Below are 15318 nucleotides of genomic sequence, written 5' to 3'. Positions count from 1 at the left end.
ATTTAAGTATGCCAAAACAACTTTCTTCTTGAATTCAAAAGAATATTTAGACATAAAAATACCGACCTCCAATCGTTAGATTTTTAGGTCTAACTTTTGGGGGTCGGTACATGGTCAGGCTCCTTTATTTTACACTTTTTCTGTGATTCTGTCATATGCCATCTGGTACAATGCTTCCTGAGCATTGACTGGTTTTTCTTCATTCACCCGCATGTGATAACAACCGTCTTTATCTTCCCATCTTGCTTTCTGATTATCATGCAGCAAAATATCAAATAATTCCTGAAGTCGTTCTTTTAGATTCTCTTGATAGACCGGAGCGGCAACCTCCACTCTTTTCACTGTATTTCTCGTCATAAAATCAGCGGAACCAATGTAATATCTTCGTCTCTCCCCAACTCCAAATATATAGATGCGGGAATGTTCCAAAAACCTTCCGACAATGCTAAGTACACGGATATTTTCTGTCTTACCTGCAACTTGCGGGATCAGACAGCAGATTCCTCTCACTACCATCTCAATGTTCACTCCTGCGCAGGACGCTTCCACCAACTTATCCATAATTTTTTTATCTGTGAGAGAATTCAGTTTTAATCCTATATATGCATCTTCTCCACTTTTTGCATGTATGATCTCTTCCTCAATCATCTCAATGACTTTTGACTGCAGACATTTTGGAGCAACTAAAAGATGTTTTGTCTCTTCCACCACTTCCCCTTTTGACAGTGCCTGAAAGATTCCCGCTGCCTCCAGACCAATATCCACATTTGCTGTCATTAAAGACAAATCCGTATATAATCTGGATGTTTTTTCATTATAGTTACCGGTTCCAATTTGCGTAATATACTCGATCTTTCCTTCTGCCTTGCGGGTAATCAGGCAAAGCTTTGAATGTACTTTATAATTTTCCAGTCCATAGATTACCTGGCATCCTGCTTTTTCAAGCATTCTGGACCACTCAATATTATTTTCCTCATCAAATCTTGCCCGAAGCTCTACCAATACAACTACTTCTTTTCCGTTTTCTGCCGCCTCGCATAACGCCTCTATGATTTTACTTTGTTTCGCAAGTCGATATAAAGTCATTTTAATCGAAACTACATTTTCATCTTCCGCTGTTTCCACGAGCAGATTCAAAAATGGACGAATAGATTCATACGGGTAGGATAACATCTTATCTTCTTCTTTGATCTGTTCAATAATACTGATTCCGTCTTTGATATCAGGTGTTTTCTGCGGAACTCGCTTTTCATAGAACATTTCCGAATTCTTTCTGAGGAGGTCCTCAATTTCAGAGATAAACGTCATATCCAGCGGTGACTCTTCACGAAATACACTGTCTGTATCCATATCCAGATATTTACACAATGCATGCACTACATTTCCGTCCATCTCACGCGAAAGACTCAGACGTACCGGAGAAAGTTTTTTGCGTTCTTTCATTAATTCTGCCATAAATTCACGGTAATCCAAATCTTCGTCATAAAGTGCATCTGCATCAATGTCTGCATTTCGAATCACTCGAATGAGAGACTTTCCTTTGATCTTGTAACCTTTAAATACTTTTGCCATAAAGTGTAAAATCAAATCTTCTGACAGCATATATCTTCCCTGTCCAAACGGCAGCTCAATCATACGCTCCAGCATATTATTTGTGCATGGAATAATTCCAAGACGTTCCTTTCCGTTTCTTGTCTCCAATACAACAACCGCGTAGATTTCCTTGTTGCGCAAAAATGGGAATGGCTGGCGTTTTCCGACTACGGTAGGTGAAATCAACGGCGCAATCTCTGTCTCAAAATACTTTTCCAAATACTGCTGTTCTTCTTCACGCGCCATCTGGAAATCAATCAGGCAGATTCCAAACTGTTCTACTTCTGTCATCAGCTTGCTGTATATTTTATCTTTTCTTTTGTTAAGCTTCTTTACTTCTCGAAAAATTGCATGAATCTGCTCCTGTGCCGTCATATTTGTCTTATTGTCTTTCCATTTACTGCTGATAAGCATCTGGTCTCTCAAAGACCCGACTCTTACCATAAAAAATTCGTCCAGATTGCTCTCAAAAATAGAGACAAATGTCATTCTCTCATATAGTGGAACGGACTCATTTTCTGCTTCTTCCAGTACTCTTTCGTTGAATTTTAGCCAGGAAAGCTCCCGGTTCATATAAATTTCTCCCATTTTCGCCTTCTCCTTTGTTTTGAATTTTCAAAAGAAACTCTCGTTTTATAACGTATAGCGACGGCGTTTTGTAATTCCAAAATGTGCATTTCCATCCAAGCTTTCCGACTCCGATATAAAACAAAGTCCTTCCGGTGAATCATCTCCTGCAATATCCGCACTGAAATCGCGGGAGTTAATATAATTTGCATAACTGATTTTCTCTGGATTTGTAACATCATACATCATTACGCCTCCGATTCTTTCCAAACCAATAAATGCGTAAATCTTTTCGCCTACATTTCCTATAGTTACATTTTCTGCTTCAACCCCCTTTTTCCCTGAGCGGTCATCTATGTCATTATTGTCGTTCGAACAGTTAAAGTGTTCTGGTTCATAGCCTACTGCCGTTACTATATAGTTTACACCATTTATATGATATGTTGCAATCCCATCCGACATGCAAATTCCTTCTTCGGTGGTGTAACTCGTATTCTTGTACCGGACAATCTAAAAACCGGAGTGATTAAAAATACACGGACAGAGCTTGTGCTCAACCGATCCTACCACGAAATGGCGGAGCATTATGGAACAGCTATTATTCCTGCCAGACCGGTAAAACCTAAGGATAAACCCAATGCTGAGGGTACTGTAAGAGTACTCGAAACATGGATTCTTGCGGCATTAAGGAATCGGAAGTTTTTCACCTTTGATGAACTCAATAAAGCCATCCATGAAAAACTTGAAGAGTTCAATGCAAAACCTTTCCAGAAAAAGAAAGGAAGCCAGTTGTCTGCATTTATTGAAGAAGAAAAGGACTTCCTCATGCCATTACCTGCTTCCCCGTATGAAACGGCTGTCTGGTCAACTGCCACCATACAACCTGATTATCTCATAAAAGTCGGAGATTGCAAGTATTCTGTTCCGTATGAGTTTATCGGTAAAAAAGTAGATATTCGTACTACTGAAAACAGTATTGAAGTCTTCTACCATAACAATCGTATAGCGTCGCATATGCGTAGGTCTTGTTCTTCGGAACCGGTTTATATACCGGAACACATGCCTGAAAATCACAGAAAATTTCTGGAATACAATACAGAAAGTTTTCTGGACTGGGGGAAGAAGGTTGGTCATTCCGCCCTCATTTTGGTAAAGCATTTTTTTAATATGCATAAGGTAGAGCAACAGGGTTATAAATCCTGCGCATCGCTGATGAAACTTGCTGACCGCTATGGTACAGAACGTTTGGAAAACGCCTGTATCAAAGCACTTAGTTACACACCAAGTCCAAGCCTTAAAAACATCAGTACCATTTTGAAAAACGGTCAGGACAAAATGGCAGTGGTAAAAGCTTCTTCCAGTGCATCTAGTAAAGAAAGCTCCAAGTATGGCATTACCAGAGGTGCCTTCTACTACGAAGGAGGGGACCGTTTATGATTCGTCAGTCAACCATAGATAAACTGCATGATATGCGTGGTCCTATGTCAAGAAAAAGGTAAACGCTCAATAGCAAGTACCTTTCTTTAAATTTTGATGTTTGAGATAATAGTCTAAAAAGTTAAGTCAAAATAGTATGAAAAGTTTAATACTCAACTTTTTATACCCGGAAGGAGTTAGACTATGAGTTCTCAAACAAGTTTAGTTGCAAAAAGCTGTCACTTACAACAGTGGGCAGTTCAAATCAATGAATGCCAGAACTGCCCGAAGGCAATGACTGTTGATGAATGGTGCGATCAGCATGCCATTACAAAAGCAACATATTATTATCGTTTAAAGTGTGTTAGACAAGCGTATCTAGACTCTGCTGAAACACCTGTAACAGAGTTTGTAGAAATGCCAATTCCTAATGAAGTAGACAATAGCCGAGGACAATCTTGTGTGTCAGCAGTGCTGCACATAAATCAAAGTTTCTCAATTGATCTGTTTGATACTGCTTCAACAACTTTTATTAAAAATCTTTTAGGAGCAATCAATCATGCTCAATGATGCTGTCGGCTTTGAGAAAATATTTATTGCTGTAGGATACACAGATCTAAGGCGCGGGATTGATGGTCTGGCATCTACTATTAAATTTCAGTTTAATCTGGATCCTTTTCAAAAGCATGTCCTATTCCTGTTCTGCGGAAAACGAACCGATCGAATCAAAGGACTCGTTTGGGAAGGAGACGGATTCTTACTTCTTTACAAAAGGTTGAACATTGGTGCTTTTAGCTGGCCACGAACAAAGGAAGAAGCCATGGAGATTACTCCCGAGCAGTTTCAAATGTTAATGCATGGACTTTCTATTGTCGCAAAACATCCAATTGAGGAACTGAAGGATCCACCCAAAACCATGTAGTATTGTGCAATTCGTAGAAAATATATTTTCTTTTTGTACACGAAAAAACGATAGATATAATTTTTTGAATTAGTTATCCACAACCAGAATTCAGATATAAGGTACTCGCTATTGAGCGTTTACAGAAAAAGTACAAATTAAATGTAACCAATTTTCTCTGTTCTGAGCGAAGTTTAACTTGCTATTTTCACTGCATTCTCCTCGATGTTTTCAAGATATTGTTCCTCATATTCATTTGGAGACAAATATCCACAGTGACTGTGAATGCGCACGGTATTGTAAAATGTTTCGATATATTCAAAAATCAATTTATGTGCATAATTAAAGATTTTAAACCGATTGATCCACTCTCTCTTCAAAAGTGCATGGAAAGATTCTATACAGGCGTTATCCCATGGATATGCTTTCTTTGAATAACTGTGAATCATACCTCTGGTTGCTTTTTGAAATGCTTCCGATACGTACTGGCATCCTCTGTCGCAGTGGAAAATCAACGGTTTTTCAACATTTCTCACACGTTTTGCTTTTTCAACACATTCCACTACGTGGGATGCCTCCAGCGTCTCACTCAATACCCAGGAAATGATTTTTCTTGAATACAGATCCATCACACTGGTAAGATATACAAATCCTTCAAATATACAAATATAAGTGATATCTGAACACCAGACAGCATCTGGATGAGCAGGATTGAATTCCTCATTGAGGATATTTTTGAGTTTCTGGCTGAAATCATAATCTATGGTTGTCTGGATATATGGTTTCACCCAATGGGCTTTGATTCCCATTTGACGCATATAATTTCCAACTGTTTTTTCGGAAACATATTCCCCGGATTTTCGCAATTCTGCAGTAATTTTAGGAGCACCGTAGTTTTGATGGGAATCCTCGTAGATCGTAAACGCTCAATCCGGGAATGGAATGACTCAATACATGCATTATCCCATGGATATGGCTTTTTAGAATAACTGCACTGCATGTTTGCGGCTACTCGTTTATATTCTTTGGACACATACTGGCTGCCACAATCCGAGTGCAAAATCAAAGGCTCTTCGATGTTACATCTTGCTTTGGCTTTATTTATAGTTTCAATCACACAGCATACTTCCAATGTTTTTGAAAGCATCCACGCAATGATTTTTCTAGAATATAAATCCATAATGCTAGTCAGATAAACAAATCCGTCTATTGTCCAGATATAGGTAATGTCGGAACACCAAACAGCATTCGGGCGTTCTGGATTAAATTGTTCATCAAAAATATTTTTTAATTCACTGCTGAAGTCAGAATCTTTGGTTGTGATTGTCCATGGTTTTACCCACTGAGCTTTAATGCCCAGTTGTTTCATAATAATATGTCTCTTTGTTAATCACAATCGTAACCCATTAGATGCAAGGTCAGCGAATTTCCGCTGTTATCACATCTGTTATCCTCCTTTGAGATACACTCACTGAGAATTTGGGAAAGGAGTGCCTTTAACTTAGTCAAGTAAATCTATTTTTTCCAAAAGGTATGTTAAAACATTTTCCTCGTCTATAACAATTTTTGCTTGGCATGCCATACCATTTACAAGAGAAGCTTCTTCTCCCTCTTTATTCTTAATCGTCATATGATCGCATTTAACTTTCACCATATAATATGCATATCCAGTATTTTGGTCTATAGATATATCTCTTGCAATATTTTCTACCACACCTGTGAAATCCCCATATTCGCTAGATGGATATGCCACAATCTCAAACTTAACTTCCTGTCCTTCTTTTAATTTTGCAATATCAGAATTTTGAACATAAATTTCCGCATAATACTTTGACTCCCGCTCAGGATAAATCGTTCCAAGCGAAGTTCCCTCTTGTACATACATTCCTGTTTTTAAATCTTTTGTAGCATGATAATATCCTGATGCACCAGCTCTTATGGTACAATTATCATTTTGAATATCATAACTCTTTAAATAACTTTCACATTCCTTCACCTTTTCCTCATAACTTAACATTTCTTCAGCTATATTTCCTTTTTCTGTAAGAATCATAACACTTTCCTTGGTATCATTATCCACGCCGTTTACCCCTTCCAATTGTAATCTAGCTGATACAAGACTCGTTTCCATTGAAAGTATGCTGTCATTATACCCTAAAATCTGCTTCTCTATTGTGCTAATCTGCTGTAGTTCCAAATTTAACAATGCCTGTGTTTTTTCTTCATTTACCGATTCTCTTGATGTAATCAACGTATCTCTTTGCATTTTTAATGCTTCTACATCAACAGTTTCATTATCTACATCTTGCTCTTCTGCCTTTTTTATCTGTTCGTCATAATCATTGATTTTTATTTGGTATTCATTCATCTGATTATCATATTGTAAAGCTGTATAATTATACGAAGAAAGATAACTGCTAACCATACTATAATAATAACTTTCTGTTGAATCCAATGTATTGTTTTTTTCCATAATGCACTGTTTCACAGTATTTAATTTACTAATCTTTTCATTATATTGAGCAATTGTGCTAGAAATAGAGTCAATGTTTCCCTGATACAATGAGGCTTGTCCACTTGTATCGTTTTTACTCACCGTCATATTTGTAAACAAAAGCTCCCTTCTATTTGCAAATTCTTCATAGTACGGATTATCTGTGTAGGCGTCTAATTCTTTTACATCTCCTTCTAAACTCTTTTCATAGGCAGATAGAATTTCAAGTCTTTCTTTTGATGCTTCCAGTTCATTTTGGTAGCGAACAATTGTATCGGAGAGAGTATCAATATCAAGTACATAAAGCACATCCCCCTCTTTCACATACTGCCCATTCGTGACACTACTCTCCTTTACTCTGCCGGTGACTCCACTGCTAATTTCATAAAGTGCATTACTTCCCTTAAAAATGCCATCACTCTTTACCACAATATCTATTACGGTAAAATACATCCATATCAGAGCAATGACAAATATCAATAAAATCGCATATATTGTGTATATCATAAATCGATTTGGCTTAGAATCATATACCTCTGTACTGTCACTCATGTCTTTCATATCTATGATAATCGGCTTCATGCATTGTCACCACCTTCCATTACAGAATATTCTTCCAGTGATTGTTGCTTTACAAGATAAGCATACTTTCCACCTTTGGCAATCAATTCCTTGTGTGTTCCTTCTTCGACAATCCTCCCCTTATCCATCACAAAAATCCTATCGCAATTCTTTATTGTACTAAGTCTGTGTGCAATAAATATAGTCGTGATGTCCTTTGTAAATTTACGTATCGTTTTGTCTAAGGATTGTTCAGTAATGGTATCCAAATTACTAGTTGCCTCATCTAAAATAAGAATATCCGGTTTTTTTAACATCGCTCTTGCAATAGCTAATCTTTGTCTCTGTCCCCCCGAAAAGTTTGCACCATTTTCTTCCAATCTTGTCTCATAGCGAAGAGGTAATTCATTAATAAAATCGTGAGCCTGTGCCATTTTAGCCACCTCCATAATATCATTCATAGTAGCTTTGTCCATGCCCAATGTCAAATTTTCAAAAATTGTACCACTAAACAAGAATGTTTCCTGTGGTATGTATGCTATTTTTTCTCTCAAGCATTCTATCCTAATATCATCAATATTGTTTCCATTTATAAGAATATCTCCAGACTCTGTATCATATAAATGCAACAACAGCTTAGACAGGGTTGTCTTTCCTGATCCACTTTCTCCTACAAACGCAACTTTCTGCCCTTTTTTGATTTTAAGGTTAATATCTTCTAATACTAGTTTTCTAGTACCATATCGAAAATTCAAGCCTTTCATTTCAATATCTCCTGCGAGACTTTCTGGTGACACTTTTCGGTATTCACTCTCTGTTTTTTCTGCTTCTAAATCCAATATCTCCCCCAACCTGTCTGCGGCTACCACTGCCGTCTGCATCTGTGGCTGTAGATTAATTAGATTTTTAACCGGATCCAAAAAATATACCAACAGAGAATTGAAAGTAATAAGGGAGCCTATGGTCATCTCTCCCTGAATAACACTAACCCCACCAACCCACAATATCACCGTTCCTCCAACTAGTTCTATAAATATTTTTAGAGAGGACTGCAGATTACTTACCCAGCTTAAATCAAAGACACTTCTTAACAATTTTACAAATTTAATTTCTGTCTCCCGATTCGTCTTGCGTTCTGCATTATATGCCTTTATAGTCTGAATACCATTTAAGGATTCAACCATATAAGATGTAAGTTGCGCATTATCTTCCATCTGTTTTCGGTTCAGTTTTTCATACCATTTATTAAAACTTGCAACAATGGTACAATAAAGAATCACAATAATCACTGCGATGCCGAATAATTTTATATTTTGGGCATACAAAATGACCGCACCTGCCACAGCCATAAGCGTATCTATCATAATGGTAAGAACTGCCCCTGAAATAGCATCTCTTACTTTTCCGGCATCATTAAATCGGGAAATAATTTCACCCACTTTTCTTTTTCCAAAAAAGTTCATAGGGAGTTCCATCACGTGACGGTAATATCCCAACAGCAGCGCTATGTCCAGTTTTTGACTTAAGTATAATAACAAATGTGACCGAAATGCATTTAATAACACTTTAAACACATTCAGAAGAATCACTCCTATTGACAGGGTCGTTAATGTTTTCTGCAATCCATCTGGAAGCACACTGTCAATTAGCTCTTTGAAATAAAATGCTCCCACTATTCCCAATATCGTATACACCAGCGAAGCGATAAAAATATGTAGTAATAATTTTTTCTGTGGCAATAGTAAATGAAAAAAGCGACCAAACAACCCTTTTGTTTCATCACCCTTCTTAAAAGTTTCATTCTTTACTAACAAAATCAAAACACCACTCCACTGATACTTTGGTGCTTTTCCTTCCTCATGGACTTCTCCCAAAAATTCTTCTGGTGTCAGTTTTACAATTCCAACTCCTGGATCTGCTATTATCACTTGTTTTTTTGTGATTTTATGTATCACTACATAGTGTAATAAATTTCCATCCACAATCATATGAGCAATACAAGGAAGTGGGAACTCTGAAAAAAAGGCTTCTTTATTTCCCTTGACACCTTTCGCACTGAAACCTAACAACTCTGCCGCTTTAATCACACCATATACATTTGTTCCTTCTTTATCTGTTCCCGCAACTTCACGAATCTTGGTAATGCCTATTTTGTAGCCATTTTGTTTACAAATGGTTGCAAGACATGCCGCTCCACAATCTGTGATGTCATATTGTTTTATGCAATAATATTTCATTGCTCATATTTCCTTTCATTTTAAAATATCCCTAATAATACTACACAAGCAAATATAATAGCTATAAAGTTTAACCATTTAAAAATGCCATAAAATAATACGTGATTTAGCAGCGTGACCATAATAGAAGTAAAAAATAGCACTAAACACGCCTCTATATCAAAAAATAACATGATAAATCCAAGCTAAGAAAATAAAATAAGCAAAACCTTTACTGAACTTGATGATTTTACCTTTAATTTATCATCTGTTTCATACCAATATGAATGTAATCCATTATTAAAGATATAAGCACCTGGTGAAACCTGACAAACCGCATTATATATTACAATAATCTCCTATTCTCGCCGCAATTAAAGCAACGCCTATAATTGTTAAAATCATCACAAATACTACATCTAATACTTCTCGAAATAATACTGCTGTGAATAATGGCAATACACCCCAATAATATATTCGGTGTAATTACTATAATGATGAATCTTATTTTACTAACCAGCTTCGTACAATAAACAACGCAACTCAGTAAATCTTTTGAAACATATATTTCTTTTACTCCCTCGTGCGTAAACAATAATGCGTGAATAATTTTGTGTAAGAATTGAAGTGGCAAAATAATAATACCGCTAAAAATAATCGAAAAAAGAATGACATTCTTCTCAAATTGATTATTTGAAAGCAAATCAAAAATTGTCAATCCTGTAATAATCAAGGAAGAAACAATTACAGGTAATGATATTTAAAACCCTTTTTTCATTAATGTATTTATGTCCTCAGGTTCTTCAAATTTTATGCCTGTAATTGATTTTGAAGCAGGTTCTAATTGTTTCTCATCTTCAAAAATTCCTCTAAACTTAATATTGAACAAATTTTACCCCTTTTTAAACAGCTGATTTTTTTAATTAATTTTAATGATTCTAATATTCAAAGTAATCTACAGGTTTTATAAATGATTTAATCGTTTCCAAATTCATCGCTTTTGAATTACCTTCCCTGTAATCCCATACAGCACTCACATCAAAATAAGCATCTTTACCATCAATCGTCACCTTATTAAGTGCATGACCAATATAGGAAACACTTTGTTTTACATCTCCAATTATTATAGACGCTTCGATTCCGACACGATTACATAAATAAACCAATGCCTTTGCATACCCCAAACAAAGCGCCTTTTTATCTAATATACTAGATAAACTTGATGGAAACATATAATATTCAAAAAAGTCATCTGGATTTTCAAAAATATCTTCACCTTTATTCTCTAATATATCAATACTCTCCCTATCATATTTAAGATTGTTGTCAATCCAATCAATAAAATAATACAATGTATCACGTTGACCACTGCCTTGAGGTATATTATCAATGACTTGATCCAGCAATTCTCTTCCTTTACTTTCCATCTCCAACACATTTCTTATTTGTTTCTCATCAACATTACCGGCTGAAAACTCTGAAAGATTGGTAATACGATTATCTGGTGAAATATTTGCATCCTTCGGCGTGAAGGAAGATGAATATAAAAACAAAATACATTTATCATATACAGGTTCATTCTTATAATCAATTTCATCAGAAGTTATTCCTCCTGAAGTAAAATTATCTTTTGTCAGCGGATAATACAAAAACGCAATAGAAGTATCTTCAGTAAAAACTTCAATACAATTTTTTACACGTATAAACTCTATTCCAGAAATTTCATATGGGAATTCTATCACTCCATCTTCTAAATTTCTTATCTTACCAAGAACCAGTTGATAAATGTCAAATTCTCTTTTTGTCAATTGACTTATATACGGATTATCCGATATCTTCTCATTTGTCAATGGAGGGTTCGCTAATTCTATGGCTTTGTTCTTTTTTGTGGTTTGTATCTTGAAGCTCACTAATAGCCCAATTAAGGCAAAAACACCCAACAATATTATTATCTTTTTTTTATTGCTCATATGTCCTCCATTCTGCTATTTTATTAAAATTTCATCAATATATTTTTTATATATCTTAACTTTGGATGAATAGCCCCTTTTCTTACATGGTAATTGATTTCTTCCAAAATACTAAAAGCCGCATCATAATATCATAAAGAAAATAATAGAACTTTTACATGATCTCCGTTCGGATTTATTTGAGAATTAAAGTTTTCTACATTACATAGTTCTTTTATAATAATATTGAATCTTGAATATTTGGATTTATAGAAAATTAAAGTTGTACAAGTTCCAAAAACAAAGAATCAATTACATTGTTTCATCGGCTTTAAAGTCATCCAACACCTATAAAAAGAAAGGCACTCCCATTTCAGAAATCTTTCAGTATCTGTTTCTTTTAATTTTTTCCAACAGAAGCATGTATATGAATCTGCTTACCGGTAGAAATATTCCGCCTTTTGCAAAAGATACTGTCTATCGTTTTATTAAAATGATTCAGATTAACTAGATACGTTTTACAACCATTCTTTCAAGCAGAATCATTCAGGAAGCTATCGTTCCCCTAGACTCGAAAGACCGTGCAAATGTTTTAATCATTGATGATTCCATGTTTCAACGGAAGCGTTCCAAAAAAGTAGAGCTCCTTGCAAAGGTATTCGCTCACACCAAACACGCATATAAATTTGGCTTTCGTATGCTTACATTAGGCTGGTCAGATAGAAATACTTTTCTTCCGGTTAGCAGTGTGCTTCTTTCAACCGATAACAAGAAAAATCGCGGGAATGAAGCAAATGCGGTAGATAAAAGGGCTGTTAGATACAAACGTCGTCAGCTGGCTATACAAAAGGGAACAGCTGTAATACTCAAGTTATTGAAACAGACTAAAAGAGCTGAATTTCCGGCAAAATATGTCGTTTTCGACAATTGGTTTTCATCTCCGAGCTCCATTCATGCTATAAAAGAAATCGGATATGATGTTATCGCAACGGTAAAGAATACACCCAAAATGTTTTTCCGTTATGACGGTGAAGAGTGTCCCTGATATCCATCTACAATAAAAACAAGAAGCGAAGAGGACGCTCTAGATATCTGTTATCTGTCATGGTTGATGTCGTAAAGGATGGTAAAACCATTTCAGCCAAAGTTGTCTATGTTCGCAACCGCAATAAAAGAAAAGAATATTTGTGTATCATTTCCACAGATACCGAGCTTGATGAGGATGAGGTTATCTGTATCTATGGAAAACGATGGGATATCGAAGTTTTCTTTAAGGTTTGTAAAAGCTATCTGCACTTAAGTAAGGAATATATATCTATGTCCTATGATACAATGACAGCCCATACCACAGTTATTTTTACCATATATAGGATGTTATCCGTTGAGAACCGTGAATAGAATGATGAACGGTCTCTTGGTGAACTGTTTATATATTTTTCTGACGAAATGTCTGATATCACGTCAATTCCGGCTTTTCAATTGTTGCTACAAATGTTCACATCACTGTTTGCAGATACTACTAACATAGCAGATAAAGAAATCAATAAGCTGGTAGATGCATTCATGGATGCAATACCTGCTCTGTTAAAATCAAAACTACAAGCAACATAAACCACTGAACATTGACAACTGAATAACTGCCAGCCATTGAACTTTCAAGGTGTATAACTAAAATTTATGTGCGAAGTTTGAGTTATATAATTATAAAGTATAGCAATATATATATATCCATTTATACCCCAAAAATCTGCCAGCTATCGGATTTATAGGGGTTTTAAAAAATTTCCAGACTCTAAATGGTTCACCTAATTTACATATGTATGTTTCATTATCAATTTTAATAATAGGCTCCATACTTTCTTTTATTATTGTTATAAACATATTTTTTGGGGAAAAATATTTTATTAATTCATTTGTAAATTCTTCAGGAGTAGTTATAGGGTTAGTTGGTTCTATATAAAATTTATAATCATATGATAATAATTTTTTCATATTAAATTTAATGCTCCTTTATATCTATTTAATATAATCTTTTAAAGTAAGAATTTGTTTATAATTTTGAATTATTCCTATATCTGTAAATTTATCTTCTAAAAAATCAAAATATTTAAATGAACTTTTATATTTTCCTGTTTCAAATAGTAATAATGCAATAAGGAAATCTATATGATATCCATTACTATGAAGCATCCCAGGTTGAATATTGATATTATTATTTCTATAATTAATTGTTTCATTTAATAAAAGTTGTGTTGACTCTTTTATCTTTATAAACTTACTTATTATAGAATAGTAGAAGCTATTACTATTTTGAGGAATTAAATCATTTAAAATATTTATAATTATTTCTAATAGATAAAAATCCTTAGTAATAAGTTTTATTCTAGCAAGTATATCTAAAAGTGCAAAAGTAAATTCGTGATATTTTAAGTTTTTAATAGATATTTGAGAATTAGAATCTATTAAAATAGAATTGTAAATCAGATTTTCAAGTTTATCTAATTCAATTACTTCTAAGCCATCTCTAACTAGGAAATAACTCCATCTAGGATTAGTTGGTTCCACTACTAACATTTCTTCTAATAAGTCAAGATTTCGTTTTAATTTATTTTTAGATTCAATAATATTAGGAAGATATCCATCATGATTAATAACTATATTTAATGATAGATGAAATAAGTCCTTTCCTAATTTACTAATATCTTTTCTTGGTTCTTCATGAATTTTACCGAAAAATTCTATATTACTTTTTTGTGTGAAAATACGTTTTACTGATATAATCGTATGCTCATTATGATTTATAATTTTAGGACTAATTACTAGAGAATTAATTATAGGAATATTATTAAAAGAGTTTAATAGCAATTTTATATTTGAAGAACTATCAAGATATTCATCTGCATCTATAAAAAAAATCCATTCATTAGTAGCTTTACTTTTAGCAAAGTTTCTTGCTTCAGAGAAATTATAATTCCAATTATAGTTGTATAATTTTATAATATGGCTATTATATTTTTTTATAAAATTGATAGTGTTATCGGTTGAACTAGTATCTAAAATAATAATCTCATCAACTTTATTTATAAGACTAGTAATACATCTGTTAATACAACGTTCTTCATTAAATACTATAATTACAGCACTTATTTTTTTATAGTTAATTTTTAAGTTTTCTGTTAGAAGATTAATTAAATCTTCTAAGTTAAGATTAGAAAGGTCAATTTCTAAGTAAGATTCATTAATTTTTTTTCTAGAAAAGAGGATTGCTCTAATATATTTTCTAATACTTCAATACGGTCATTAATTAATTTAATTGCATATTCATTGTTAGAGGATAGAGGAATTAAACTTCTTAAATATATTAAGTTTTTTTTATTAAACCAAAAGTATGGATTAATTTTTAAATTTATATTTTTCATAAGCAATCTCCTTAAATATATTGAATTCTAACGTTAAATCAATAAAAAGATAGTAATTAATTACTATCTTTTTATTGATTTAAAATTTTAATGACTCAAACTTCCCACACCAATAAGGTGTGATTAACCTTGAAAATTCAATATTTCAGCCAATTAAAAAGGCATAAATACGTTCCTTTGGTATAATGGAATTGTCGAAAAA

The 15318-nt window shown here is 34.0% G+C and carries 13 protein-coding genes and 2 pseudogenes; 4 read left to right on the top strand and 11 right to left on the bottom strand.

Annotation, left to right across the window (positions count from 1 at the left end):
* Positions 1-129: 129 nt before the first annotated feature.
* Both ppk1 and ACTQXY_RS13590 read right to left on the bottom strand, forming a co-directional pair.
* Positions 130-2205: pseudogene (gene ppk1, locus ACTQXY_RS13595) on the bottom strand (polyphosphate kinase 1); the annotation flags it as partial.
* Positions 2206-2226: 21 nt separating this feature from the next.
* Positions 2227-2622, bottom strand: coding sequence for a choice-of-anchor I domain-containing protein (locus ACTQXY_RS13590; RefSeq protein ID WP_441659911.1), 396 nt, complete (start codon positions 2620-2622; stop codon positions 2227-2229).
* A 60-nt stretch (positions 2623-2682) separates the two neighbouring features.
* On the opposite strand from ACTQXY_RS13590, the gene ACTQXY_RS13585 reads away from it, so the two are divergent.
* From ACTQXY_RS13585 to tnpB, 3 genes are all read left to right on the top strand, one after another.
* Complete coding sequence (locus ACTQXY_RS13585) at positions 2683-3597, top strand: Mu transposase domain-containing protein (protein WP_441659910.1); 915 nt, start codon at positions 2683-2685, stop codon at positions 3595-3597.
* Between the two features lie 183 nt (positions 3598-3780).
* A complete protein-coding gene (locus ACTQXY_RS13580; protein WP_441659909.1) occupies positions 3781-4146 on the top strand; it encodes an IS66 family insertion sequence element accessory protein TnpB in 366 nt (121 codons plus the stop codon).
* A complete protein-coding gene (gene tnpB, locus ACTQXY_RS13575; protein WP_101885008.1) occupies positions 4136-4498 on the top strand; it encodes an IS66 family insertion sequence element accessory protein TnpB in 363 nt (120 codons plus the stop codon). The genes ACTQXY_RS13580 and tnpB overlap by 11 nt, the downstream gene beginning before the upstream one ends.
* Positions 4499-4671: 173 nt before the next feature.
* Here the strand turns inward: tnpB and ACTQXY_RS13570 are convergent, their stop codons facing one another.
* From ACTQXY_RS13570 to ACTQXY_RS13545, 6 genes are all read right to left on the bottom strand, one after another.
* Positions 4672-5343 (bottom strand): IS3 family transposase, encoded by a 672-nt coding sequence (locus tag ACTQXY_RS13570; RefSeq protein ID WP_441659908.1) that lies wholly within the window; start codon positions 5341-5343, stop codon positions 4672-4674.
* On the bottom strand, positions 5262-5846 hold the full coding sequence (locus ACTQXY_RS13565; protein WP_441659907.1) for a DDE-type integrase/transposase/recombinase: 585 nt from the start codon (positions 5844-5846) through the stop codon (positions 5262-5264). The genes ACTQXY_RS13570 and ACTQXY_RS13565 overlap by 82 nt, the downstream gene beginning before the upstream one ends.
* A 132-nt stretch (positions 5847-5978) precedes the next feature.
* On the bottom strand, positions 5979-7553 hold the full coding sequence (locus ACTQXY_RS13560) for a beta-barrel domain-containing protein (protein WP_441659906.1): 1575 nt from the start codon (positions 7551-7553) through the stop codon (positions 5979-5981).
* The gene (locus ACTQXY_RS13555) at positions 7550-9769 is read right to left on the bottom strand and encodes a peptidase domain-containing ABC transporter (RefSeq protein ID WP_441659905.1); all 2220 of its coding nucleotides are present in this window, start codon (positions 9767-9769) and stop codon (positions 7550-7552) included. The genes ACTQXY_RS13560 and ACTQXY_RS13555 overlap by 4 nt, the downstream gene beginning before the upstream one ends.
* 325 nt (positions 9770-10094) lie before the next feature.
* Entirely contained in the window at positions 10095-10382 is a 288-nt protein-coding gene (locus ACTQXY_RS13550; RefSeq protein WP_441659913.1) for a metalloprotease family protein, read from the bottom strand.
* A gap of 304 nt (positions 10383-10686) precedes the next feature.
* Positions 10687-11718, bottom strand: a complete 1032-nt coding sequence (locus ACTQXY_RS13545; RefSeq protein WP_441659904.1) for a hypothetical protein — start codon at positions 11716-11718, stop codon at positions 10687-10689.
* A gap of 298 nt (positions 11719-12016) precedes the next feature.
* On the opposite strand from ACTQXY_RS13545, the pseudogene ACTQXY_RS13540 reads away from it, so the two are divergent.
* A pseudogene (locus ACTQXY_RS13540) lies at positions 12017-13308 on the top strand (IS4 family transposase); the annotation flags it as partial.
* A 90-nt stretch (positions 13309-13398) separates the two neighbouring features.
* Here the strand turns inward: ACTQXY_RS13540 and ACTQXY_RS13535 are convergent.
* The 3 genes from ACTQXY_RS13535 to ACTQXY_RS13525 form a co-directional block, all read right to left on the bottom strand.
* A complete protein-coding gene (locus ACTQXY_RS13535; RefSeq protein ID WP_441659903.1) occupies positions 13399-13689 on the bottom strand; it encodes a hypothetical protein in 291 nt (96 codons plus the stop codon).
* Positions 13690-13713: 24 nt separating this feature from the next.
* Entirely contained in the window at positions 13714-14829 is a 1116-nt protein-coding gene (locus tag ACTQXY_RS13530) for a glycosyltransferase (RefSeq protein WP_441659912.1), read from the bottom strand.
* 92 nt (positions 14830-14921) lie between these two features.
* The gene (locus ACTQXY_RS13525) at positions 14922-15116 is read right to left on the bottom strand and encodes a hypothetical protein (RefSeq protein WP_441659902.1); all 195 of its coding nucleotides are present in this window, start codon (positions 15114-15116) and stop codon (positions 14922-14924) included.
* Positions 15117-15318: the final 202 nt, after the last annotated feature.

The sequence above is a fragment of the Faecalimonas sp. LCP19S3_D12 genome, assembly GCF_052121495.1.
Classification (GTDB): Bacteria; Bacillota; Clostridia; order Lachnospirales; family Lachnospiraceae; genus Faecalimonas.
Note: the sequence above shows the minus strand (reverse complement) of the source record. Positions and strands in the feature narration are given on the sequence as shown.

What these genes read in the sequence shown, in the direction of transcription:
- ACTQXY_RS13590 (WP_441659911.1), bottom strand. Translation starts at nt 2,622, where the DNA reads ATGTCGGATGGGATTGCAACATATCATATAAATGGTGTAAACTATATA.
- ACTQXY_RS13580 (WP_441659909.1), top strand. Translation starts at nt 3,781, where the DNA reads ATGAGTTCTCAAACAAGTTTAGTTGCAAAAAGCTGTCACTTACAACAG.
- tnpB (WP_101885008.1), top strand. Translation starts at nt 4,136, where the DNA reads ATGCTCAATGATGCTGTCGGCTTTGAGAAAATATTTATTGCTGTAGGA.
- ACTQXY_RS13565 (WP_441659907.1), bottom strand. Translation starts at nt 5,846, where the DNA reads ATGAAACAACTGGGCATTAAAGCTCAGTGGGTAAAACCATGGACAATC.
- ACTQXY_RS13560 (WP_441659906.1), bottom strand. Translation starts at nt 7,553, where the DNA reads ATGAAGCCGATTATCATAGATATGAAAGACATGAGTGACAGTACAGAG.
- ACTQXY_RS13555 (WP_441659905.1), bottom strand. Translation starts at nt 9,769, where the DNA reads ATGAAATATTATTGCATAAAACAATATGACATCACAGATTGTGGAGCG.
- ACTQXY_RS13545 (WP_441659904.1), bottom strand. Translation starts at nt 11,718, where the DNA reads ATGAGCAATAAAAAAAAGATAATAATATTGTTGGGTGTTTTTGCCTTA.
- ACTQXY_RS13535 (WP_441659903.1), bottom strand. Translation starts at nt 13,689, where the DNA reads ATGAAAAAATTATTATCATATGATTATAAATTTTATATAGAACCAACT.
- ACTQXY_RS13525 (WP_441659902.1), bottom strand. Translation starts at nt 15,116, where the DNA reads ATGAAAAATATAAATTTAAAAATTAATCCATACTTTTGGTTTAATAAA.